A 25,288-nucleotide genomic window follows, 5' to 3' on the forward strand; every position below is an offset into this window, starting at 1 on the left:
GTCGACTTTTTTTATTGAAATGGTCGTCCATCTCACTATGAGCGCAAGGAGAATCACATGTTACATCACTCACTTCCTTTAATGCTGCTTGTCCTATTTACGGTAGGTTGCACTCAGCAGGAAAACAGGCCGAATGAACCGGCAGAAAATAATCAGACGCAGACTGAAATGGGAGAGCCAGGCCAACTGACACCTCAGGCTGCAGATGAAACGGAGACTGTTACGAAAGCAGTCTGCAAACTCCAACCCATTGGTGACAGCCAGGTTTCAGGGATCATTCATTTCACCAGGGAAGGAAACAACATACATGTTGAGGGAGAAATTACAGGTTTGAAACCAGGGAAACATGGATTTCACGTTCATGAGAAAGGGGACCTGTCTGATAAAGAAACCGGTAAATCAGCGGGAGGCCACTTCAACCCTACGGATAAGCCACATGGCAAGCCCACCGATTCAGAACGTCACGTGGGTGACCTGGGCAATATCGAAGCCAATGCTGACGGTCTGGCTAAAGTGGATATCGTTGATGAAGTGATCCAATTGAATGGAGAGAACTCAATTATTGGTCGTTCGATTGTTGTACATGCCGGGGAAGATCAGTTTACCCAACCTTCAGGTGATGCTGGCGACCGGGTGGCCTTTGGTGACATCATCGAAGAAAAAACGGATTGATTATTGAATCGAGCCATCGTTCCGTTTTAATCTCAAAGCAATTTACGGCCCTGGCAGATCGTTGACCTGCCAGGAAGCTGGTCCGTTTCTGGATTACCTGTGGTTGATTCTGTGGGTTGAGCGAGAAGAAAAGAAATATGCCTCATTATATCTGCACAAATTGTGGCACACAGTTCGCAGAAACAGTTCAACCTCCAGAAGAATGCACGATCTGTCTTGAAGAACGGGAGTTTGTTGCCTGGGATGGCCAGAACTGGACGACCTCCTACAAACTGGCAAAATCGCATCGAAATGTGATTCGGCAGGAAGAGGCGGGGCTGTTTGGCATTGGCATGGAACCTTCTTTTGCCATCGGCCAACGCGGCTTACTCATTACGCATCCCGAAGGAAATGTGCTCTGGGATTGCATTTCCCTGCTGGATGACAGCCTGGTCGAAATGCTGAACGGGATCGGCGGGCTCTCTGCCATCGCCATCAGTCATCCACACTATTATACATGCATGATCGAATGGGCCGAGACTTTTGAATGCCCTGTCTTTCTCCATCATGCAGATTGTAAATGGGTCATGCGGTCAGGTTCGGCGATTGAGTTCTGGGAGGGAGACCAGAAAAATATCGGCGCTGGTCTGACGCTCATTCGCTGCGGCGGACATTTCGAAGGCGGAACTGTTTTACACTGGTCAGCGGGAGCTGGTGGGAAAGGCGTTCTGTTGAGTGGGGATATCATCCATGTCGTACAAGACCGTCGCTGGGTCAGTTTCATGTACAGTTACCCCAATCTGATTCCGCTCTCTGTTTCGAAAGTACAGAAGATATGCGACTGCGTAGAGCCTTTCGAATTTGATCGGATTTATGGAGCGTGGTGGGGGAAATCGGTTTCAAGCGATGCGAAAGCCGCCGTTGACCGCTCCGCCAGGCGTTACATCCAACACCTGCAAGAATGAGATTCGGTCAGGCAATCAAAAACATGGAATCAACCTCGCTGTCGATGGGATCGAACTTCGCGCTCTTCGGTAAATAAGAATATCCAGTGACAGGTTCACCCCTGACCGGTATAACGCGATATCATCTTCAGCAGTTCACTGGAATTGATGGGCTTGCTCAGATAGTCATCACAACCCAGTTCAAGACATCGATTCATATCTCCCTGCATCGCATCTGCAGTGAGAGCGATGATCGCCCGACTAAATCCGATTTCCCGCAGACGGGCCGCAGTCTGATAGCCGTCCATTCGCGGCATTTGCATATCGAGCAAGATTAAATCGACAGTCAAGCCGTTCTGTAACTGATTCTCGATCAGTTCCACTGCCTGGATTCCGTCGACTGCGAATTCGGTTTCGACTCCTGCCCGCTGCAGCAACAGATTCGTCAGATGGCGGACATCACGCTGATCATCCACAATCAGCACTCGGCATTGAAGCTGGTACTCCCGCAATGCGGTTTCAGTTTTCAATGGTACCGCTTCCAGATTTAGATTCGTCAATTTTACATTTTCTCTGACCGGCAGATTAATCGTGCAGCTGAATGTACTCCCTTCCCCCGGCTTACTTGAGACCGAGATATTGCCATTCAACATATTTGCCAGCCGTTGACTGATCGCCAGCCCCAGGCCGGTACCACCGTAATTGCGGGTGACGGAAGCATCCCCCTGCGAAAACGTTTGAAATAATCGAGCCTGCTGTTTGGGCGTGATCCCTATTCCGGTATCAATGACATCAATTTTCAAAGTGGCTTCTGTTTTCTCCCTGAGATAATTAATCACGACTTGCACGCTGCCCGTCTCAGTAAATTTGATCGCATTACTGATCAGATTCAACAGGATTTGACGTAAGCGTTTGGGATCTGTTTCAATTCGTTCCGGGAGTTCGCTGATAAATTCAATCCCAAATTCCAGTTTCTTTTCCTCAGCACGGACACGCATCATGGATCGTAAGTCCGCGAGCATCTCGTTCAGCGCAAATGATTCCTGGTTGATTTCCAGCTTACCCGCTTCAATTTTTGATAAGTCCAGAATGTCATTGATGATGTCCAGCAGGAAATTCCCATTGCGTTTGATATTCTGCAGGTACTCAGCTTTGTCCTGCTGCTGCTCCATTTCAATCAACAGATCGGTATACCCCAGAACGGCTGTCATCGGCGTGCGGATTTCATGACTCATGTTTGCTAAAAACGCACTCTTGGCAATATTGGCCTGCTGCGCCTGTTTCTCGCTTTTCCGAAGTGCTTCTTCCCCTTCTCGCTCCTGGGTAAAATCCCAGTTCAGTCCGAATATCTGGGTCACATTGCCCTGCTGATCTCGTACGATTTCACCGACACCGGCTAACCAGCGGATCTCTCCATCGGCGCGCACGACTCGAAATATCTGATCGTACTCCGTTACCCCCTGAATGGCCTCTTCCCATGCTTTGGCCAGACCGGGAACATCTTCCTTGTGGACACAGGAAAAGAATGTCTCTGGTGATGCGGTAGTGGTATTCGGGATTCCCAGCAGTTCATACAATTCATTGGACCAGAAACTGGCATCAGGCTGCCATTCCCAGGCTGCCATTCCCCCCGCTTTCAATGCCATGAACAGTCGTTTTTCATTTGCTTCGACTTCCTGCTGAAGCTGTTTCTGTCGAGAGATATCCAGGTTCATGCCTACCCAGCGCAACACAGACCCTTCCGAATCGAGTTGGGGCACCGCACGCACCGAGGTCCAGCACCACTCCCCTTCCCGGTTTCGCAAGCGGTACTCACAATCAAGCGGGGTGATTGATTCAAATGCTTTCTGCCAGTTCCGCAGTGTCTGCTCACGATCATCGGGATGGATCGCATCCATCCAGCCTTTGTCTTTCCATTTCTCATAAGTCTGGCCGGTAAATTCGCGCCAGGTAGGAGAATCTTCTACAGTCCGCGCATCGGGCGTCATCGTCCAGACCATGTGCGCGGAAGCTTCTACCAGCGCCTTGGCTCGTCCTTCACTATCCCGGAGCGCGGCTTCCTGCTCTTTGCGCAAGCTGATGTCCCTCAAACAGAGAGTGAAAAACGGCTGACCATCGTCCAGATGAGTGACGCTAATGGCAAGTTCCACCGGAAAGTGACTTCCATTCTGATGCAGCACCGATAACTCGATGTGCCGTCCGATTAAATCGGCTTCACCCGTTTTTAGAAACTTTTCCAGCGCCGTATGATAGCGTTCACGATACTCTTCCAGAAGAATCAGATCACACAATGACTTCCCGATCACATCCTGCTTGTTGTGTCCAAAAGTCTGTTCTGCTGCCGGGTTGAAATCGATGATTTCCCCGGCGGCATCGGTAGTAATGATACAATCGATGGCCGAAGTCATAATGGCATTTTTACGGGCGACTTCCTCATACAACTGATCCTGGATCCGGCAGCGGCTGAGAAATGAACCGATCTCATGACCGATGGAAGAGAACATGTTCGCCAGCAGGAGATCGCGTTTCAAATGTTCCCGGGTATAAAACTCCATGATTCCCTGACACTTCCTGTCTGCAATAATGGGAATCGCAATACCACTGATCAGCCCACTCTTACTGGCTACTTCATTGCGATTATACCAGACGAGCGTTTGAATATCCTCGCACCACTCGATCTGCATGCTCTCCCAGGTTCTCCCCGGTAGTCCTGCACCGCGATCAAACTGAATCGATGAATTACTCTTCAGAAAATTACGGTTCTTAGCGACATTGGTTGCCACACTGGTTTCCAGAACAAGCCGCTCATGCGTTTTGTCGGGAAGCCAGAGCAGACCCACACTCGCCTGCAGACATTTGCGAATGGTTTGCAGAATCGTATGATCGATTTCTTTTAATGAATTTGCTTCGGCCAATAGTTGTGAAATCGTATGTTCGGTCTCCAGGCGAATCTCTGCCAGCTTGAATTCCGTGACATCCATAAAGGTCAGGATCATCCCGTCAAATTCACCATCACTTTCATAAGGCAGTATGCGTCGCAACAGCCAGGTCCCGTTTTTCAGCTGCATCTCATCTTCGAACTGACCGTTTTGCCTCCTGGTGTTTTCGAGCGAGGGGATCCTTGGCATTCGTTTCACGTTATGAGTAATATCCGAAAGCGGACGGCCCACATCAGTCGCATTCAGATTATAAATTTCGCCGGCTGAGGAAGTATAACTTTTGATCTGCATCTGACGATCCAGATAAATCGTTGCAATTTTTGTCCCGTTCAGCAGATTTTCCAGATCAGACTGAACGCGAGTCAGCGCTTCCATACTGGACTGAATTTCTTCCTTGGACGTCTCCAACTCCTCATTGGCCGACTGCAGTTCCTCATTGATGGATAACAGTTCTTCATTCGAGGATTTCAGCTCTTCATTGGAACCTTCCAGGTCCTGCACGCTGTTTTCCAGTTCCGTGCGTGCCCGCTCCAGTTCTGATTCCAGTTGCTCTATGACGGTGTCTGTCTCTGCCGCATCAGCGTTTGACCTTTCTGAAAAAGAAGTATGATGCACGATCGGTCCCTGGTCTTCAAAAATCACCAGAAACAATTCTGCATCCTGACTGATTTCGGGTAGCGGGTGAACCACCATTCGTGCGCGTCGCAGGCAGTCACCTGTCTTATAAGACAGGTCCTCGACTTCCACCTTCTGTCTCGTCTTACAGGCTTCCGTCAAAGCAGTCCTTAAGCCGTTCCGCAGACCGGTGCGCGTCATCTTGATGAGATTATTATGAAAACTCCCCTCAGGAAATTCCAGAAACTGCTCAATCCCGGCTGACGTGGTCAGAATATGTGCTTCCTCACTGACAACGGCATAACGGGGAGCATACTCTGTCAGCAGGATGCGTTCAGCAATCCCGGGGATATTTGCCGTTTGTACTTCCAGACTCTGTTTACCAGCCAGATAATTTTGGGATCGAGTCGAAGGGTAACGCAATGTAGAGGTTTGAATGGGAACCGATTTACGCTGGGAAATACAATGTTTCTTATCCAGTGGACGAAACATTTCCGTGTGCATCATCATATTTTCAGATGGCCCCAGCAGTAAAAGGCCATTCGGTTTCAAGGCAAAGTGAAATATTGGAACAATACGCTGCTGCAATGGCGCGTCCAGATAAATCAGCAGGTTACGGCACGAAATCAGATCCTGTTGAGAGAAAGGCGGATCGCTGATGAGATTATGGGTCGAAAAAACACACAACTCCCGGATCTCTTTGACCACACGGTAATGCTTCCCTTTTTTGATAAAAAAACGTCCCAGCCGCTCCTGCGAAACATGTTCTTCAATGGAAAGTGGATAAACGGCCTCCCGCGCGATCGCCAGCGCCCGCTCATCAATGTCGGTCGCAAAAACATGCATTTCCACATCAATCTTTGCCTGTTCCCGGGCTTCATACAATAACATGGCCAGTGAATAGGCTTCTTCTCCACTGGCACAACCAGGAACCCAGATGCGTATCGGTTGATCCCGCTCCCGATCCTCAAACAGATTCGGAATATATTGCTTTCCCAGAATCGCGAAGGTTTCCGGATCGCGAAAAAAGTCTGTCACGCTGATCAACAACTCGCGAAACAAGGACTGCGCTTCTTCGCGATTCGTTGCAAGCTGCGACAGGTATTCCTTCACGTCGCTCAGCCGCAATACCTGCATGCGACGGATAATCCGGCGTATTAATGTCCCCGTTTTGTAATGCCGGAAATCGTGGCCGGTCTCTTCCAGTAACTGATCGCAGATGCGTGGCAGATGGTTTTCCACCTCGTTCAACAAGTCCCGCTCATCGTTCTTCTGCCGACTGGACTGTTTCAGAAACGACAGGTAAGCATCCAGTTCCGCTGGCATCTGCTCCGGCTGCAGGGTATGGTCGACGTGATCGATTCGAATCGCATTAGCAGGCATATCTTCATACTCGGAAGATTTCGGATCCTGAACCATCGTCATTCCGCCGGCTTCCCGGATCGCATTCAGACCATAGCTGCCATCACTGCCCATTCCCGAAAGCACAATACCCACTGCATTCGGGCCGACAATCTCCGCCAGGGAACGAAATGAGGGATTGATCACTGGAGTACCCTGTCCCTCCTGCGGCACTGCGCTTGCGGAAAAATGAGAATCGTCGTCAAACTGGACGCTGCAATGCGGCGGGACAATATAAACGTGATCCTTTTGGACCCGTGTATTCTGATCGATGCTTGAGACAGGCAGAGGACAGATATGCTCCATCGATTTCAGTAGAGCCTGTGCACCTTCAGGCAACATATGCTGAATGACAACGATCGCATAGCCGGGCTTGTCTTTAATGGTCGAAAAGAAATTCTTAACGGCATTCAGTCCACCAGCAGAAGCGCCGATTGCAACAACAATTAATGTGGAAGAGTTCTGAATGTGTTTTTTTTCCGCAGATTTTGGCATACATGGTCCGCCTCATTTAGCAGTCACTTCACACATAATTCAGCTATCCATAAATGGCAGTTTTTGACTGTGATCAGAGTACCTGAAGATCCTGCAGATATTTTCAATTAAGTCACTGAGGAAGGCCACCAGAGTAAAGCCGGAAATGCTCTTTAGAACTTCATCTCCGCCTACTCTACATCTGTATTACAAATTTTTCAAGGAATCCCCTGCTCACCGTGGGGGATTTCAAAGTCGATTTTCACATCTGAATTACAAAACTTCCCAAACAATACAGCCGGTCTCATCTGTGACAGTCTGTCGTACTGAGTCAATTACATTCAGTTCATATACGAAAACAACACAAAGCCACACAGTTATAAATCCAGCATCAATACGCTTTCAAAGCCGATATTGGCATGCCCATGCTTCTGTCTGTAGATTAAAGCGGAAAGCAGAATCACATTCAGTAATAGTGTTATTGAAATCAGAAAGATTTCTCGCATTGCTTCCGACACCGGGGCTCTGTAGCCCAATCAACAGTATGGTCTTGTAGATATATAATCTCTTAACCAGCGTTCGATCAGTACCTTTCCAGCAAAATGGCTTTATCTAATTTCAACTCCACCAGCATTTTTTTGAGTCAGTCATTTTCCTTTTCAGCTGTTTCAGGCGTTTCGCCTGGCCCATCCTTAAATCGCCGTATTCTCGACACCACATGAAGTGAGTCTGCTGTTGATTTTTCACCTGTTTACACGTCAGGGTAACCTTCATTCCCTGGACTTCGACTTCCCCGAGTTTCGAAATAATCTGTTCGGATGAATGACGCTTGGTGGGCATGTTCGCCTCCTTCTCTAAGTCCAGAAGCCTGTATTTTATACTAACTGCAGGATTCGGTTAAAGGGGGCAAGGTCAACCAGAGTGATTTATTACCCAGGAATATACGATGAACTTCCGTCAGTGCCTGATCCGCAAAACATGATTGTTCCAGTTACATTCCAACTTACGTGAAGGATTTCAAAACTCATCACGTATTGATGGTAAGTATGAATGGCTCTCGATAGTACAGTCATTCAGAATGATTTCTTGCTTTGCGGGTCGTTAGCAAATATTAATGTGTTTCTGTCGGTTACTGAATAAAGAGAGTTTAAAGTGGCAGCTCATTTCATTCCGTTTCCAGCTTCTTTTCCGGCGGCCCATACAGTCGTTCTCCACTGGCAGAGAACCGTCCTCCATGGACGGGGCAATCCCAGGTCTGTTCTACCTCATTCCATTGAACGACTCCCCCCATGTGAGTACAGATCGGACTGTGGGAATGCACACAACCGTTGCGGTCGCGGCAGACCGCTGCAAACTTTCCATCCACTTTACCCACGGCTCCCTCTCCAGGCTGCAACACATCCACATTGATTTTCTGAGCCGGTAAAACGCGTTCGGCCAGATTGACTGCCGTTGTAGTGCCTTCCGAGATCACCTTTCCAACTGACGTTATATTTAACCGCCCAGGGGACAGTTCTTCTGTCAAGCTGTTTGACTTACCGATAATAAGATCAGCCAGCATCGAACCCGCAGCAGTTCCCAGGGTCAAACCTGTTCCACTGAAACCGGTCGCGATCCAGACATTCTCCTTGCCGCGCACTTTTCCAATAAAAGGCAAACCGTCGGTCGGCTCAAAAAACTCCGCACTCCAGCGTGATACAATGGAGACCACCTGGAATCGTTCTCGAGTCCACTCTTCCAGATGATTCAACGAAGCCGTCGTGTCGCCAGCACCAGTCCGGTGATCACAGCCTCCGACGAGAATGAGATCTTCCTCGTCTGTTGCACGACGAATATAGAAATAGGGGTCTGAGTCATCCCAGAACAATGCATCTTCCAGAGGGACCCGAACTTTGGCAGCAAGAACATAAGATTGATAGGCGGGTGTTTCCAGATAGAGTTGCTGAAAGTCAGTAAAATTACAGTGAACTGCACAGACGACCTGATTAAAATAAATCTCATGGTCGGCAGCCGTCTTCAGCGATGAAGGTGCTGGTTCGACGGGACCACTGACCTGCGTCTGTTCAAAAATCTGTCCCCCTTTTTGAACAACCAGTTCTGCCAAAGACTTGAGGTAACTCATACAATTTATGCGAGCCATTCCCTGAATAGCATAGCCGCCCACTGCCCGGGGAACAGGAACCTGGTCGGTCCAGTTCACAGAAAGCCCGATTTTCTTCGCGGCCTCATATTCTGCTTTGACATCATTCAGGGCCTCTTCGTGTTCGGTATAAAAATATCCCTCTACAGATCGAAACTCACAGTTTTTGTCACATCGACTTTGAATCGCACGGATTGCTTCCAGTCTCATCAGGGTATAAGCGCGTGCCTTCTCTTCTCCCATCTGATTCAGTAACGCCTGCGGGCCGATCTCTGGATGAGCATCCAGGTGGCCGCTGCTGCCACCAGTTGTTCCTGCTCCGATGACGGATGCTTCGCACACGGTGACTTGCCGTCCGCGCTCCAGTAATTCCAAAGCGACACTCAGTCCTGCAATCCCTGCTCCCACGATCAAAACATCTGTATGATGATTTTCCTCCAGCACAGGGTACCTGGCATCCAGAGGCTGATCATGCAGCCAGAACGATTTATGAATAGCAGAGGGTGAGGATATTTTTTGTTGAGATATCGTTTGTTTCATGTGATTCTCCAGCAAACCGAACTTGTGATACGATTCGCGCATTCGTAGCCTGTTGATAATGCAACATCTCTCCCAACGGAGCATTCAAGAGTCCTCTGGAAGTTGCATTTTTCATGCCACACCTCTTACGGAAAGGACGGGAATCGAATTATTTAGCGGGAAGCAACTCCCCTTTCCGGCATTCCGTCTAAACAAATCCCAGGCGAAATCAGATGAGCAAAAAATAAGTTTCAGTTATTGGTCAAAATAAACCTGAAATATACCGTTCAGATACTGATTCTCTCTCTTTGAGTACGACATCCTGACAGCCCTGCATGCTTCTCAAGGAAGCGCAGCAACAGTCTTGAACCATCTCCGGACCAGGGGTTTTTCAGATCGAACTGTCTGATCAGCGATCATGCTGAACTGTCACCGTGCGGAAAGAAGGGGCAGGTCAGCACAGTGTTCGAGTAGAATTCGAACTACTTCAGCGTGACCTGCAGTCGACGCGTTGCGCAAACTTCTTCCGGAGACTCAATCCCCTGAACTGCGGCACATTTGCCCCTGGAGAAAAATGGATCATCTTCTGAATTCATCTCTTTTCTTTGTTTCAATGTAAAACAGGTCCATAAATCAAGTGGTTTCCTACTGAATAAACTCCCCTTGACTCAGCCATGAAGCCAGACAAGATAAGCGTCTCACTGAGTCGCGCGCGTGACCAGTTTACAGTGCACTGAAACACACGCCAGTTGTTCATAATCTTCACTGCAAATGAGCCTGTTTTTTCCGAATTTGCACTGCCTGAAACCACACCCATTCGGGATGTAACCCTGCGGGTCGCCACACATCGCAAAGTTTCATCCCGGCACCGCCTCGACATCGCAATCTATCGGTCCCGTATCAACCTGTATCGCCACAATTGTTTATTCATCTCCTCTTGCTCCCTCCAAGCCATTATCGATAATTCAAATCTGACCGTGTTACCCATGTGTCCGAACGTGTGTTACCTATGTGTCCGGTCTTTACTCTTGCCCAATAGTGCATATCTCACTCTCTCACATAACGAAACGGGTAACCCTGAATGCAATTCGGGGCGAGCATCGCGAGCAGGAAACTGTCAGTGCAAACGATCAAACGTCCCTGCCAACCACCCACCCAAACAACCTGTCGGATGCCACTGTCAGCTCGCCCGATAGTGCGCGAAACACAATCCCCAAGGGATCAGATAAATTCCCCGGAAGGCGCTCCGAGTAGAGTTCGTCCGCCATATCCATACTACTGAAAAGCCACCAAACCCGAGATATGAAAACAGGGCACTGCTGAACAGTGCCCCATTCTCAAATCCAGATCATCTACTTTCTCTCAGTAAATCAGACGGGACTTCCATTCAGAACAAAGTCCGAAAGTGGTTCGTCCAGACCGGTTGACGTTCCGATAAAGCCGAAGGAGACCGTGCCACCAGCGGGAATATCAGAATTCCAGGAGGCACCCCGAATCACATACGTGTTTCCCACGTGTGAAACAATCTCGGCGTTCCAGATATCCGTAATATTACCATCGAAGGTGAACTGCAGCATCCAGCCTTCCATAGGCTGGTCACTTTCATTCCGAATTTCCATCGCGCCCTGGAACCCGCTGTTCCAGGCATCCACGACATCAAAGTCCACGGCGCCCGCCGCAGTCGGTGCATCGTTGTCCTGAATACTTCCCGTGCCTGTAGTGGCCGCAATCGTACCACCCACTGGCTGATCAAGGATAACCTGGAAGCTTTCACTCCCTTCCTGATCCATATCACCCAGGATCGGCACCACGATCGTTTTCGTCAGCTCTCCTGGCTGAAAGATCAGCTGGCCATTCACCGACTGATAATCCGCACCAGCGACCGCCGTTCCATCGACTGTATGAAACTGAACTGTCACCAGTTCAGTCGTCGGTTGATCCAGTGAAACAGTAAACACTGCCTGTTGACTCCCACTGTCACCTTCTGTCACATTTACATCATTGATGGAAATTTCCGGGACAATCACCATGAATGCTTCCACGGTGACATGCACCGTCGTACTGATGATGCTACCCGAATCAGAAACCGTTGTGAACACGAAGCTGTCTGCTCCTGAGAAACCAGCGTCTGGTGTATAAGTCAGCGTTCCATCCTGATTGTTGACCACCTCACCATGTACAGGTTGAGAAACAGACTGCAGCGTTCCTCCTGCTCCCAGCGAGGACGAAGGACTGATGTAGTTGCCCGACATCACCAGCATACTCAACATCGACACAGAGTCCGCATAGTAATTCGAATGCGTCGTTGCCACACTGTCGAAGACCGAATTCATCCACGCCTGGTCACCCGCGTCTGAACCGGTCATCGCCGACACACCGACCGCCGCACGGAAAAATGGATCGCTCCAGCTGTTGAGCGGCGTTCCATCCAAAGCATAGCCACCTCGAATCAATGCCGGATCCCCACCCGAAGACTGCTGAAAGAATTCCGACAGCATCTGCGCCTGCGTCAGCGAGACCGCGTCTCCACTCAACACCGCGTCAGCACCAATCCGCCAGGGCACACGCCCCGCGTTGTACCAGTAATGCTGATCATTCACTTCCAGGAAGCCCGAAGGCGCAGGCGAAACATTCCCGGTCGTCGGATCGACAATCACAAAGTCCGGCACCAGACCCGTACCCGATTGCTGCTGCAGTTTCGTCATCACAGCCTGAGTCGCCGCGATCACTTCATTCCAGGCTCCCGTACCGGTTGCGGCTTCAAAGGCGCGGAAGTGACCATACATGAAATCGCTGGTACGTACAGACCACTGATTCCGCCCACCACCATAAGGATTCACCCAGTCACCCAGCATCGGCAGATGACTGTCCGGTCCTATGGTCGAAGCGTACATGGCATCAATAATCGTAATCGCTTCCTGCAGATAGTTGACCGCGCCGTCACTTCCCCATTGAGCATCTGCAACGAGCAGCGCATAGGCAATATCGGCGTCCCCATCGAAGGCGCTACTGTTTCCGTACGCATCCGGCTGCGCCCAGTCCATCAGATCAGGATTCCCTTCGCTGGGATTCGCACGCGAATACTGAAACAGGCCATCGAAAATCGCCTGGGCCTGTGGATCGCATCCATCCATATGCGCCAGAACCAGCATCCCGTAACCCTGCGCTTCGGATGTGGTTCGACCTGACGCATCCATAATCACCCGGTATCCATTCCCTCCCGGGTCCGCACGCAACCAGTCCGCTTTCCAACTGTCATAGTAGTTGCTCACAATCTGATCCAGCTGCGCCTGACTATATTGGCTGGGGAATAACGTCCCGTCGACATACGATTGAACATGGCTGCCATAATCAGGATCGCCTCCCGAACTTCCCGCGGCTATTGTGACTGCCGTCTCATAAGGCGTCGTCACAGACAATTCATTCTCGCTAACCACTTCCGCATCGTCATTGGTAATGACTGTGGTCGCCGATGACAGACTCGCATCCAGCGTCGCTCCCACCGGACTGCTGAGTGTTACATAGAACTGTTCGTCCGGCTCTACCAGGCTGTCACCAAATATCTGAACCGAAATCGTCTTCGAAGTTTCTCCTACTGCGAAGGTAACCTGACCACTGGAAGCTTCATAATCCTCACTGGCGGTCGCCGTCCCATTGGAAGTCTGATAGTTAACGACAACCGTTTGAGTCGCTGGTTCAGACAGGGAAACCGTCAACGTAGCCGACACGGTCCCGCTAATACCTTCTGCAACAGTCGCTCCGCTGATACGAACTTCAGGAACCACTTCGTCAGGAGGCTCCACGATGCTGCCCTCCAGAGGAACCGGATTCTGATAATACTCCTGCACCCTGGTGATCCACCAGTAGTCATCCGTTGGTTCACTGCCGATTCCATCGGTGCTGATGCCGACCCCCGCCCCGAACAGAATCTGCCGGATACCGGCGGCGCGCGCTTCTTCCATATGCGATCCCCAGGTGATCGTGTTGCCGGAAACGGTCAGCTTCGCATCACCCAGATCATTCGTCGAGAAATAATCCAGCCGATTTCCACTGGCCGTAAACGTATCCCCCAAGAAGAAGGAAGCTGCGGAATCTTCATACTGCCGCGTTGTGTTGGTCAAGGGATCAAACACACCATTCGCGTCATAGGGGTTCACCGCCTGGCTGTCATTGATGTGACCAACGGGCAACTGCCAGAGTACCATTTCACGTTCAGTCGTTTCCGTGAGCGTCTGCACAATCAGCAGGTAATTCTGCCAGTGATCGCTGTTCCAGAACCAGGTACTCGCTTCCGGATTACTGGCTGCCCCGTTCTGCGCCCCTGCATCCAGTCCATACTTATCGAGGGAGACGAACCCCGCCCCGTAACTCAGAATACCGGCGTCCATGTAATACTCGGCAATCAGTTCTGCTTCACGGGCAATCGCTGCCTGACCGGCTGCGACTCCCATTGTATCCGTCAAATGCACGATTCCCGTGCCCGGAATGGGGGTTTCGATCCCAGGTGAAGCCCAGAGATTGAACTGCCAGCCAAACTCCACGTTCGGTGCAAAATGACTGATGGTATAATTGATCGCTTCAATCAGCCCCGTCACCGTATTGTCAAACTGGGGATCAACGCCTTCCTGCAAAACGCCACTGCTGTAAGCGGCACTCGTTACAGCCGAAATTGCACTCGCCGATGTGCCGGCATTCTGCATCAGGTAACCGATGAAGTCCGGTTCCAGAATCATCTGCACCAGTTCGTCACCTGCTTCGGTGCGAATGGTGTCCAGCGCGAATTTCAGGTCACGAAAATAGTTTTCCATATACGACTGACTCTGGATGTGCTCCAGGTTGGTCGTATAACTTTCGCCGCCATCAGGAATATTGTAGTACACGAATTGCGGAATCATTCCCAGCTTCATGCTTTCGCGTACATAACTGCTCACACGGTCTGGATCCCAGCTTCGCCAGCCGGTAAGCGGCCCCCCATTGAGATAGATATAACGCGAGTCGACATATTTGCCGGTTAACGAATTGCTGTCATCAAAATCCTGCCAGAAAGCCAGGTCACCGGTCGTGTCTTCGCTGACCGAACCGATGGTCAGATAATCCGGAAGCCCCGGCAGTGCGCCCTCTGCCGTACGTACGCGAAACCCGATATAACGATCTTCGCCGCTCTCAACATCGGTAATCCGCACAGACGACCGTCCTGCTTCGAGACCGGTAATCCGCAATGTATTGCCGTTAACGATCTCTGCGGTGACTGCCCGAGAATTACTGACTGCTACGCTGAACTGACTCGACTCACTCGAGGAGGCCAGCGTGTATTCGTAAACTGTTTCCTGATCAATGGTGACCTGTAAGGCCTGCCCGGCACTGTCGACTCCCTCAATGCTGATCAGACTGGCGTCACCAGCCACATACACGACTTCATCGCTCAAAGTTGCTCCGTTTGCGTTACTGACTTCGACCTGATAGCGAAACACACCGTAGTCCCGGTTCGTAATCAGCAGACTGTCCGTTTGCGGGGTCGCATTTCCCGTCAGATCTGCTTCATGAATCACTTCGCCATTCTCGTACAACTTCCAGTGATTCGCTGCTGACCCTGCCCACAGATTGAGAGTCACACGAAAACCGCCCGAAGCCTGATCTGTCAGCACACTCACGCTCGGCTGATTCGGTGCATTGACCACAGGATCGGGATCCGGGTCTGGATCCGGGTCGGGGTCAGGGTCAACGGGACTTCCACTCCCGTTAAACGCAAACCCGCTGGGCTCACTGTAAGCGCCAACAGCCACAAGTCCAATCGCCAGCGTTTCACCTGCATCCAAAGTCGCATCCCAGCTGGGAGGCGTAATCCGATAGCGGCCCCCCCCGAGATTCTCCACTTCGGCATTCCACAGTGACTGGATCTCACCGCTGAAATCAAACTCCAGTTGCCAGTCGGTAAACGCCGTTGCTTCATCGTTATTCAGAATCAGGTTGGCTGTCCGACCGGAGCCCCAGTCCTGATCCACCTCAAATTGCACATCGGGTGCATCCGCCAGTGGATGGGCGGTGAGCATCGTCCGCACCTCCAGTGCCTCGATCTGTCTTGCTGCCTGAGCACGTGATCGCCTGGGAGTGCCGTGCTGTTGAATGAACCATTCAAGAAGTGTTGCGTAAAGTCGTTTCATCGCATCAACTCTGCGAACGCAGAGCCCTTTCAGTCTCTGCCAGAACAGTGCGACGTTTCAAACTGAGAATCAGCCTGAAAGTGAAGGAATGGATACGAGTCTCGGAAGGTAGAAATGCTGAGACGCGTTTAACTCCCCGTAACACTGTTTATCGAAAGGCGCGAGAAGAGACCGCAACACAGGCAGGCCACCACAGGCTCTCACACGCCCAGGATGTCCTGGCGCGGAAGCTGTTTTGGCCCAGATCAAACAGCAGTTTCCGAGATATTTAAGATAGGATTTGAACCGGGAACCAATCCCGATTCGGAACACTTTGATTGTAACCATAGCCACCCGCCCCCTGTCCAGACCTGATTTAAATTTTATTAAATACTCTTCAAGGCAGCAGCTCAGAGGAACGTGAGGATCACTCATAATCAATACGATCCGATCAGCAGTGAAGTCCGAAAAGTAAACTGCGCATTGAATTCACATGTGAATTCGTTTACGTTTATGGTTACTTATCTGTGGAAATCCAGACCACGTATTGAAATTACCCGGAAAGGCTTATTCGATGAACTTACCTGCACGATTCTCCCTGAATCTGCTCTTCTCACTCGTCAGTCTGATCTGCCTGCAGAACACTTCCACGGCAGCAGGACCACAGACCGAAAAGACAGACACAGATCGTCTGCAAGCCTGGCAGAGAAAAGGAGTGGAATATGCGCGGATTATGTCGCAGGTGAAATGGACGCCGGTTGCCGAGGGAATGCCCCGCAGGAAAGGAACTTTCGAGCCCGGTAAAGAATACACGGGCGTCCCCTATTCGAGTGTAAAATATATCGGCCGTTATATCGGTTTTGATATTTATCTGAAGACCTTTCTGGCAGCCGTCGAAAATCCACACAGTGTGTTATACACAGAAAACCTGTATGGAAAGGTAGCCAATGCGGAATGCTACTACGGCAAAGTCTGCTCCTCTTACACCAGTTATGCGTTACAGTGTGGCGTCTGGTATGTCAGCCGCCTGCATAACCCGCCCTATCGCGAAGGCGTCATGCTCGTAGAGCCCCAGACAGCCCAGGCGGCACAGGTGGGAGACATCATTTACACGCCTCCTCAGCCTGGCTCGCACGTGGAAATCGTCACGCGAGTCACCCGGAACGCTGAGGGAAAAGTCACACATGTCCGTGTAGAAGAAAGTCGGCCGCTCACGACCAAAACCAGCAATCGCTCTGTCTCGACCTTTAACAGCCACCTCAAAGCGCGAGGCAGAAAACTGTTTCGCATCACCGATCTGGATGCCTGGCGCGGCCAGAATAAAGCAGAGTCGTTCCTGTTCCCCAACTATGAAGAAGACGCCAAAACTCCGGTCATCAATCGGGTTTTACTGCTCGATCGGGGAGACTGGGTCCCCTATTTCAAAGATCAGAAAGTAAAAATCAACATCATGGACAGAGACGACCAAGGCGTAAAAACGCTGGTCGTCAAACGGGGGGACAAAGTCGTCAAAGAAATCGATCAGCCCGGGAAAGGAGTCATCGAACTCTCATTTTCCACCTGCGGCGATTACACGGCACACTGCATCATGAATGACGGTTCGCAGAGTCAAACCTGCGAATTCTCTGTCTGTGACCTTGATTTCAGCATCTCCACAAAAACGGCTTCCAAAAGTGAACCGTGGGAACTGCAGATCAACTCTGACAACATGAAAGTCATCATGGCGCTTCTCGTAAACGAAGCAGACAGTTATGACTATCACAACATCTATGTGACAGAGCAGGATCGGCAGAATGGAACAGTGCACATTCCCGCCAATCTGATTCAGACCGCAGGCAAGATGCAGGTCTGGCTGGTCGGTGAAAACAAATATGGCAGGCTCAAGAAACGACACGACATCCTCATCCAGGATTAATTCACAGCAGGTCTGGTAGCCATTGATGGTTACTTACTTTCTGACTTTCCCGGAGAACGTTTCTTGAAAATATTCCTGTGCATCCTGTTTTCTTACGCAACTCTGGTACACGCTGCCGACACCAATATTCGTTGGAACTCAAACTTCAAAGAGACCTGTCACAGTCAGGCAGAAGGCGCTCCCGTCTCGTTCACCGTACGCACACCTCCGCAGATCGCAGGTCGAAAGGCCTACCCGTTACTGATTGACCTCAAGGTCGGCCTCAACGCAGTACCGAGCACACAGTATCCGTTTTTCTACGCGTTACCTGCACGCGGTCGCATCTGGGGATACCGCTCACTTTCTACTTACGATGTGCTGCAGGTCATCGACTGTATGAAACAAAAATACCCGATCGATCCGGACCGAATTTATCTTACTGGATTTTCCGCGGGTGGAAGTGGCGCCATGCATCTGGCCTCCTGCTTTCCCGATCAATTCGCAGCAGTCCTGGCCTTAGGAGGCGTCGGCAACAATTACCCGCTGGTCAATTTCAAGAACCTGCCGGTCGCGTTTCACCATGGAGACGAAGACTGGACCTCTTCCATCTGCAACGCGCGGGTGCAGGCAGACAGAATGCAAGCCCTGGGCAGTCCCATGTTTCTCAAAGAATACCCGGACGCCGGCCATTCCATCCCGGGACCACGTGCGCCTCTGCTGGACTGGCTCTTCAAACAAACACGAAATCCGAACCCGCTGTCCCTCACCCACGAATGCGAAAGCATATCGCTGGGGCGTTCCTACTGGTTCACCATTCAGGAGTTCATCGATCCACACCAGCGGGCATCGGTAGCAGCTACCATCAATGACCGGACCGTCGTCGTCCATCCTCATAACATAGCCGCTTTTTCCTTAGACCTGGCTGCATTTCCCAATGTAAAGACAGTCCAGATTGATCAGACCCGGCTGCCAGCAGACATGTATTACAGGTTCGAGTCAGGCCATTGGATAAATGGAAGCCCTCTGCCAAAACCACCAACACGCGTCTACCAAGCGGGTGCTGCTGCCAACCTGTATCAGGGCGAGCCATTACTCATTGTTTACGGCACTCGCGGTGATCGCACGCAGCAGCTGAAAACACTGGCACAAACGCTCGCGTCCTATGGCGGCCCCACTAATGAGCGGATCCCCAACCTGTTTCCCGTAATTTCTGACATAGAGCTGACGCAAACTCAGCAGACGAACGCTAATTTAATTCTGGTCGGCACCCCCGCAGAAAACAGGCTCAGCCAGGCAATCCTGTCCGGACTTCCCATCAAAATTCAGCAAGGCACGCTACTGGCAGGGGGTAGATCACCGTTGCCCCTGGAAAATCAGATACTGAGTTTGCTCGCTCCCCATCCTGATCATCCGCAGCGTCTGGTCTATCTGCTCGCCCCCTTCACTGACACAGCCGGACTCGCCCAGGTTGTCGCTAAGCCGGCTTCGTTCCTGGCTGGCTCAGATGGGTTTGACCGCATCAGTCAGGCAGACCTGCTCACGCAAAACCCGCAGCATCTCATTTCACGACAGTTGCAATATGGAAAAGACTGGAACTGGATTCGCTTCCCGGATGCAGACCAGCCGATCCCGGCCCGTTATAGTAACCGGGCCAATCTCGCGACCACCTGTCTGCAGCTCATGCAGGAAAAATCCCAGGCTGACTTTGCACTCTGGTGGGGGCCCGCCGATCGAGGCATGTGGGGGACCGACTTCAATCACCTCGAACGCTATCAACCCGAATTCTATACCAAAGCAGACTTCCTCACCCGACATCGTCTCTTTGAGACCATGACAGGCAGTGTGACTGGTGCAGAATTAAAAGAGATCTGGAATCGCTGGGGCACAAAACAGGAGCTGCAGAGCTTTCCTGAAATCACCCCCGGTACGCTGATCGACGAACAGCAATACCGACTCCACATACCAATGGACCTGTATATCAAACTGGGTCAGCGCAAACAGAATCTCATCAATCCGCAGACAGCCCCCGGCATTACCTCCGCTGAACTGCTACAGCAGATCTTTCCCTGAACGCTATCAGGGCTACTGCACTTCGCCGCAGAACCGGATCCGCAGATTCTCCACGACTTCCAGCCCCCGGGGCATAAACTGATTCCGTTTCAGTCGGCCTTTGGCTTCAATCGCCTTGAGATGATCCGAGACCCCATTGGTCGATTTAATCCCAAACGACTGACCAATCTCCCGCACCGTCGGCGCACACCCCGTCTTCGCGGTAAACACACGAATAAAACTGATAATATGCTTCTGTCGCTCGGTTAATTTTTTCATCGCAGGGTCTCTGAATAATGGTACCAGAAATACAGATCGTTCCCGATCATCGTCGGCGATTATATAGCATCGCCGAATCAGAATGCTACTCCATCCCCAGATCACGTCCCAGCCAGGCGTCCAGAGTCACTTCCTGTTCCTCAACCTGCAGACAGTCCATGATATCCAACCTGACGCCTGCAAAGACATCCACCGCAGCCTCAGGGTACTGTTCCGCGACCAGAGTTTCGATTAATCCGACAAAATCACCCACGCAAATATCCGTCCAGAGATTGTCCGGCGGATCAGCAGTATTCCCCTCATGCAGAAGCAGATGCATCGCATCCCGGGGTATTTTAATCTCAAACCGTTTTTCAACCCGAAATACCAGATCAAGTAAGTCAATTCCCATCCTGGTCTCACACGAAAGAGGTTCACAAAAAAGTCTGTTTATGTTTTTGAATCGATATTGTTGCCAGAGCCACTCTTCAAACCCAAAAATCATACCAGAGTCAACCAGCCCGTCAATAAGTTCACCCCACATACAACCGGAATAACCCGCACAGTTTCCACTGCCTGTAACACAACCCGCTCTCTTACCCGGCTTTTCTACCCGGTTCCGCGGTACCCTTTTCCAATCGCTGCAGTTCCCCAATTCCTGTAACCGATAAAATAAGCAGCCCTGCTTCTGCGGAGACGGTCTGCGCCTGCGCGTGCCAGACCGGTTTCCAGGGAAGGTCCTCAGCAGCAGTTCGGTTTCTACAACGTCAACAATCACGGTCACAGCCACGAAATCCCGCCCGATGGAACGACAGCAGGATCAATCGCGAAATGTGTTCCGGCACCCCGGTCGATTCCGACGCTGGTTGTCGCTGCTGGGATGTTGTCTCGCGCTCAGTGTCAATCCTCTGTTCGCGCAGGAATCGAGAGCAGATGCACTGCCGCCGCCTCTCACCGATTCGCTGCCAACCGAAACAACGCTCGTCAGTACCTTCTCTGCCTGTGACGAAGAACTCATTCCCTGCGTAACCGGCCTGAATGGGCACAGCGATTATCCGACTGGCGAACTGAGTGGCTTCATCCAGATCGACTCCGCAGGTTTCGAACAGTCGCCGGCGTCCATGGCAGCGTTTGGGGATATTAATAACCGCACCGCCGTCCGGCGTGCGCGGCTCGCGCTGACCGGGGATCTCGCAACGGACGTCGGCTATAAAATGGATGTCGAGTTCGCCACTTCTCCTCCTGCGGCTCGCGATGTCTACCTGGATTTCCGTGATCGTCCCTACGCCGATCGCCTGATCGTCGGGACCACGAAAGTTCCCTTCCAGATGGAAGCCCTCACCAGTTCCAAAAACTTCACCTTCGCCGAACGGGCTCCCTTTTTTACCTTCTCCCCCTTTCGGCAGGTCGGCATCTGGGCAGATGGCACACTCGAAGAAGAACGGGGTACCTGGTCACTCGCCGGCTTCCTCGTCGGCAGGGGAGGCTTCGATCTGAATCACAACGCCGACGGCCTGGGCTTCGCTGCTCGCACCACGTATCTGCACTGGTACGAAGACGACGGCCGCGATCTGCTGCACACCGGTTTGAATTACAGCGTCCTGCAGCCATATGATAAGATGGTTCGCTACGATTCCAAGTTGAGCTTCTTCACCAACCAGGAACCGGGCATCAATTCATCAGGTCCCCCACAACTTGTTGACACGGGTAATGTCCCTGCGGAGAGCGTCAACCTGTTTAACTTCGAACTGGCGGGCTCACGTGGCCAGTTGAATTATCAGGCCGAACTTACGTATGCCCTGGTCAATCAGATCGGCGGCCCCCCGCTGGTCTTTTATGGCGGATACGCCCAGGCCGGCTGGTTCTTTACGGGCGAATCCAAACCCTACAATCGCAAGGCAGGCGTCTTTGATTCCGTCAAACCGCTGCACAGCTTTTTTGACGGCGGCTGGGGTGCCTGGGAACTGGCCGCGCGGGGTACCTTCCTCAATCTGAACGATAAAAATGTGACGGGCGGACGCATGAACTCCGCCGAACTGGTACTCAACTGGTACCTGAGTGATCAGCTCAGCGTCAAATTTGATTACGTGCACGGCTTCATTAATAACGCGACCACTGACGATCTTCCCATTGATGTCATCGGCGGACGTCTGCAGTACATCTATTGAGGAAACGGCCCGCTGCGAGCTTACCCAAACAACTGTTTGAGCGGTGTGCCGCTTTCGATAATGGGGATCGGGCGGTCTTCGCGGTCGGGCAGAAACAGTTCGGGATCAATGCCCAGCGACCAGTAGATCGTCTTTGCCAGATCTTCCGGGGTGACCGGGTTGTCTACAGGATACGCAGCCTCTGCATCCGAGGTGCCATATACGATTCCCCCCTTCACTCCCGCGCCCGCCAGCAGACAGGGAAAACAATGCGACCAGTGTCCGCGACCCCACGCCGCAGTCCCTGTGGGAGTTCGCCCCATTTCACCCACGGCAACGACCAGCGTTTCATCGAGCAGCCCCCGCTCTTCCAGATCGGTCAGCAGCGCTGAATATGCCTGATCAAATCCGGGCAGCAGGTGATGCTGCAGATGATGCGCACTGCGATGCGAGTCCCAGCTGTATCCATCGGGGGCATCCCAGCAGACGGTCACAAAACGGGCTCCCGCTTCAATCATCCGCCGTCCCATTAAAGTCGACTGACCAAACAGATGCCGCCCGTAGCGGTCGCGCAATTTTGCTGATTCCTGTTGAATATCAAACGCGGACCGCATCTTCTCTGAAGTCACCAGTGACAACGCCCGTTGCTGGATGCGATCATAGTTTTTATATTGATGGTCTTCATGAAAATCCCGATTGGCCTGGTCAAACTGCTGCAGCAGACTGCTGCGACGGTTCAGCCGATCCAGTGTCATCTCTTCTTTCGTCGCCAGACCGCGAATCCGGAAATCCAGTTCCGCATCCGTGCAGTCGCGAAAGTACGGATTGTCCGCAGCATTGCGTTTGCGGATATCGGTGGCGAATGCGTTATACGCCGAGCCCAGCCAGCCGGCATGTTGCCCGGTTCGTTCCAGTCCCTGCAGCACTCCCAGCCGATTGGGCAGATACACATAATCGGGTAGCGCACGCTGATGGGCATCGGGACTCCTGCGGGACAGGTATTCCACGACACTTCCCATCGCTGGCCAGTCTGTGCCTCGGGCATTGACATCGCCCCCATCGGCGGCAGAACGCGTCCACTTGTGACCCGTCTGAATGTAATGGCAGGCGTTATGATCGTTATGCTTATGCGTCATCGTGCGGATCACGCAGAGCTTGTCGGAAATGTTCGCCGTCTGTGGCAGATACTCGCTGATGTGCAGGCCCGGCGTGCGACTGTCGATCGGATGAAAGGGGCCGCGAATGCCACTCGATGCTTCCGGTTTCATGTCGAATGATTCCAGCTGACTGGGACCACCAAACAGAAACAGGAACAGCACGGACTTCGCCCGCCCGTTCTGAAATGCACCGGCAACTTCTTCCGCGGCGAGCACCCCCGGCAGACTCAACCCGAATAACCCCGCGCCCCCGGCCTGCAACGCTTCGCGTCGCGTCAGACCGGAACAAACCTGTTTCGCATACCCGTTTACTGTCAGCATCAGATCTGCCCCATCCGGATTCAGGTATAATGCAATTCATCCCTCGACAGTTTTCTTGAGCCGCTGTCTGTGAAGGATAATTATAGAATGACCCAGTCTAGTGAATTCTGAACAGAAGATCAATTATTTTCTGTGTTTGACCAGAAACAAATCACATACCTTCCACTGGTCGCTCAGCCGCCACTCATGAAGTCAGCAGATCCGTCGAATCTTCTTCAGGATCGCGTGCCTGCTGGCTCTGTCGCTCCAGCTCCGTGTATTCACTGGCCAGGCTGCCTTCGGCATCAGTGACGGTCTCCTCATCCTGAATCTCAACCGGCGAGCGGGATGGTTGTTGAACCGGTTGCTGAGGGAGAGCTGTTTTGGTGGCTGCTGCTTCCTCCGCGGATACCATGGTCACGGGTACTCCCTGGGGAAAGATCACTTCCCGTGCATCGTCCGGCATGGAGAATCCCCGTTCTTCGAACTTTGTCTTTACCAGTCGCATCATCGAAGAATTGACTTTCAACACACTAAATTTATGACCATCGATCCAGTAATACAGTCGCAGATTGACGGTAGAAGACCCCAGACCTTCCACCAGCACAGTCGGTTCGGGATCGTCAAGCACAGCCGGATGCGATTCCAATATCTCTTTCGCAATAGATTGCGCTTCATTAATGGGAACGTCGTAGCCCACGCCCACCAGAAAATCGAGCCGCACTTTGGGATTCGAGGTATAATTCAGAATCTTACTCTTATAGATAATTGAGTTCGGGATCTGAATATGATTGCCGTCCAGCGACATCAGCAGAGTACCACGCGTATTCACACGTTGCACATACCCCTGAATCCCTTCCACCTCAATCAGGTCACCATAGCGAAACGGGTTCTGCATACTGATCAGAATACTGGCGAGGAAGTTTTCCGCGATATCCCGAAACGCGATCCCGACGATCAGACCGAATAAACCCGTTCCCCCCAGCACGGTTGCCGCCAGCCGCGTCAGGCCGGCAATCTGTAACACCAGGTAAATTCCCAGCAGAAAGACCAGCAGCAACACCCCTTTGCGGACCACGCCACGCAGCAGTTTATTTTGAAACCGGCTGAGAATCGTATAATCGGCAAGATGGCCTGAAATAAACATCGCCAGAAACGTAAACAACAGCACCAGCAGCGCCGCCAGGATGATGGGAATGGACTGCACCGTGTTTCGCATGATGGATTTGACCGTACCATACGAGGCGCTTAAATCAAACAGGTCCGGCTGCCTGATTTCAATCCGGTTGACGACAGCGACAACATCCTGTGTATTCCGCGAAAGATCGCCGGCCCATTGGCGGTATTTTTCATCATTCGTTGATCCAGACAGGAAGGCGACTCCCTCTTCCACATCGACTTGGGGATCTTCAAACCACTCGGTCGCCTTGAGAATGCGAGTCAGCCGCGCCGAGATTTCGGAATCTTCTACAGCCGGTGTAACATTCACGGCTTTGGGAGCGGACAGCGATTCCGCCGGCGGTGGATTGACTGGCTCTTCAGGCGTCTCCTCTTGCGCGACACATACGACGGAACAGATTCCAGAGACGAGCAGAAATATCAGTATCCTGCTTGCATTGATCATTCAACAACTCCCGTTTCTGAAAAATGAATTTCAAAA

14 protein-coding genes are annotated in these 25,288 nt (G+C 51.7%); 5 read left to right on the forward strand and 9 right to left on the reverse strand.

All coding sequences use genetic code 11. The features are described from left to right. Positions 1–57 precede the first annotated feature (57 nt). Together Pan161_RS20370 and Pan161_RS20375 are read left to right on the forward strand one after the other, a co-directional pair. Complete coding sequence (locus Pan161_RS20370) at positions 58–672, forward strand: superoxide dismutase family protein (RefSeq protein ID WP_232103352.1); 615 nt, start codon at positions 58–60, stop codon at positions 670–672. Between the two features lie 137 nt (positions 673–809). Further along, complete coding sequence (locus Pan161_RS20375) at positions 810–1,616, forward strand: MBL fold metallo-hydrolase (RefSeq protein ID WP_145230303.1); 807 nt, start codon at positions 810–812, stop codon at positions 1,614–1,616. Between the two features lie 95 nt (positions 1,617–1,711). Here the strand turns inward: Pan161_RS20375 and Pan161_RS20380 are convergent, their stop codons facing one another. From Pan161_RS20380 to Pan161_RS20395, 5 genes are all read right to left on the reverse strand, one after another. Further along, positions 1,712–7,045, reverse strand: coding sequence for a CheR family methyltransferase (locus tag Pan161_RS20380; protein WP_145230305.1), 5,334 nt, complete (start codon positions 7,043–7,045; stop codon positions 1,712–1,714). Positions 7,046–7,401: 356 nt separating this feature from the next. Further along, positions 7,402–7,530 carry a hypothetical protein gene (locus Pan161_RS31245; protein ID WP_261342927.1) on the reverse strand — a complete coding sequence of 43 codons (129 nt, stop codon included), beginning with the start codon at positions 7,528–7,530 and terminating at the stop codon, positions 7,402–7,404. Between the two features lie 112 nt (positions 7,531–7,642). Further along, the gene (locus Pan161_RS20385) at positions 7,643–7,864 is read right to left on the reverse strand and encodes a hypothetical protein (RefSeq protein WP_145230307.1); all 222 of its coding nucleotides are present in this window, start codon (positions 7,862–7,864) and stop codon (positions 7,643–7,645) included. A 325-nt stretch (positions 7,865–8,189) separates the two neighbouring features. Then, a complete protein-coding gene (locus Pan161_RS20390; protein ID WP_145230309.1) occupies positions 8,190–9,704 on the reverse strand; it encodes an FAD-dependent oxidoreductase in 1,515 nt (504 codons plus the stop codon). Positions 9,705–11,053: 1,349 nt separating this feature from the next. Next, positions 11,054–15,844: a glycosyl hydrolase family 8 gene (locus Pan161_RS20395; protein ID WP_145230311.1), complete on the reverse strand. Its 4,791-nt coding sequence runs from the start codon at positions 15,842–15,844 to the stop codon at positions 11,054–11,056. Between the two features lie 553 nt (positions 15,845–16,397). Between Pan161_RS20395 and Pan161_RS20400 the strand changes: the two genes are divergently transcribed. Both Pan161_RS20400 and Pan161_RS20405 read left to right on the forward strand, forming a co-directional pair. After that, complete coding sequence (locus tag Pan161_RS20400) at positions 16,398–17,738, forward strand: hypothetical protein (protein ID WP_145230313.1); 1,341 nt, start codon at positions 16,398–16,400, stop codon at positions 17,736–17,738. A gap of 63 nt (positions 17,739–17,801) precedes the next feature. Further along, complete coding sequence (locus tag Pan161_RS20405; protein WP_197995436.1) at positions 17,802–19,787, forward strand: carboxylesterase family protein; 1,986 nt, start codon at positions 17,802–17,804, stop codon at positions 19,785–19,787. 12 nt (positions 19,788–19,799) lie between these two features. Here Pan161_RS20405 and Pan161_RS20410 read toward each other — a convergent pair whose 3' ends face one another. Together Pan161_RS20410 and Pan161_RS20415 are read right to left on the reverse strand one after the other, a co-directional pair. After that, positions 19,800–20,045 (reverse strand): LexA family protein, encoded by a 246-nt coding sequence (locus tag Pan161_RS20410; RefSeq protein ID WP_145230317.1) that lies wholly within the window; start codon positions 20,043–20,045, stop codon positions 19,800–19,802. Between the two features lie 85 nt (positions 20,046–20,130). Then, positions 20,131–20,436: a hypothetical protein gene (locus Pan161_RS20415; RefSeq protein ID WP_145230319.1), complete on the reverse strand. Its 306-nt coding sequence runs from the start codon at positions 20,434–20,436 to the stop codon at positions 20,131–20,133. A gap of 391 nt (positions 20,437–20,827) precedes the next feature. On the opposite strand from Pan161_RS20415, the gene Pan161_RS20420 reads away from it, so the two are divergent. After that, entirely contained in the window at positions 20,828–22,192 is a 1,365-nt protein-coding gene (locus Pan161_RS20420; protein ID WP_145230321.1) for an OprO/OprP family phosphate-selective porin, read from the forward strand. Positions 22,193–22,212: 20 nt separating this feature from the next. Here Pan161_RS20420 and Pan161_RS20425 read toward each other — a convergent pair whose 3' ends face one another. Further along, positions 22,213–23,649: a DUF1501 domain-containing protein gene (locus Pan161_RS20425; RefSeq protein ID WP_145230323.1), complete on the reverse strand. Its 1,437-nt coding sequence runs from the start codon at positions 23,647–23,649 to the stop codon at positions 22,213–22,215. A 184-nt stretch (positions 23,650–23,833) separates the two neighbouring features. After that, a complete protein-coding gene (locus tag Pan161_RS20430; protein ID WP_145230325.1) occupies positions 23,834–25,252 on the reverse strand; it encodes a mechanosensitive ion channel family protein in 1,419 nt (472 codons plus the stop codon). Between the last annotated feature and the right edge of the window lie 36 nt (positions 25,253–25,288).

The organism is Gimesia algae, assembly GCF_007746795.1.
In the GTDB taxonomy this organism is placed as follows: domain Bacteria; phylum Planctomycetota; class Planctomycetia; order Planctomycetales; family Planctomycetaceae; genus Gimesia; species Gimesia algae.

Coding starts and splice junctions, on each gene's coding strand:
- Pan161_RS20370 (WP_232103352.1), top strand. CDS start 58: ATGTTACATCACTCACTTCCTTTAATGCTGCTTGTCCTATTTACGGTA.
- Pan161_RS20375 (WP_145230303.1), top strand. CDS start 810: ATGCCTCATTATATCTGCACAAATTGTGGCACACAGTTCGCAGAAACA.
- Pan161_RS20380 (WP_145230305.1), bottom strand. CDS start 7,045: ATGCCAAAATCTGCGGAAAAAAAACACATTCAGAACTCTTCCACATTA.
- Pan161_RS31245 (WP_261342927.1), bottom strand. CDS start 7,530: ATGCGAGAAATCTTTCTGATTTCAATAACACTATTACTGAATGTGATT.
- Pan161_RS20385 (WP_145230307.1), bottom strand. CDS start 7,864: ATGCCCACCAAGCGTCATTCATCCGAACAGATTATTTCGAAACTCGGG.
- Pan161_RS20390 (WP_145230309.1), bottom strand. CDS start 9,704: ATGAAACAAACGATATCTCAACAAAAAATATCCTCACCCTCTGCTATT.
- Pan161_RS20395 (WP_145230311.1), bottom strand. CDS start 15,844: ATGAAACGACTTTACGCAACACTTCTTGAATGGTTCATTCAACAGCAC.
- Pan161_RS20400 (WP_145230313.1), top strand. CDS start 16,398: ATGAACTTACCTGCACGATTCTCCCTGAATCTGCTCTTCTCACTCGTC.
- Pan161_RS20410 (WP_145230317.1), bottom strand. CDS start 20,045: ATGAAAAAATTAACCGAGCGACAGAAGCATATTATCAGTTTTATTCGT.
- Pan161_RS20415 (WP_145230319.1), bottom strand. CDS start 20,436: ATGGGAATTGACTTACTTGATCTGGTATTTCGGGTTGAAAAACGGTTT.
- Pan161_RS20420 (WP_145230321.1), top strand. CDS start 20,828: ATGGAACGACAGCAGGATCAATCGCGAAATGTGTTCCGGCACCCCGGT.
- Pan161_RS20425 (WP_145230323.1), bottom strand. CDS start 23,649: ATGCTGACAGTAAACGGGTATGCGAAACAGGTTTGTTCCGGTCTGACG.
- Pan161_RS20430 (WP_145230325.1), bottom strand. CDS start 25,252: ATGATCAATGCAAGCAGGATACTGATATTTCTGCTCGTCTCTGGAATC.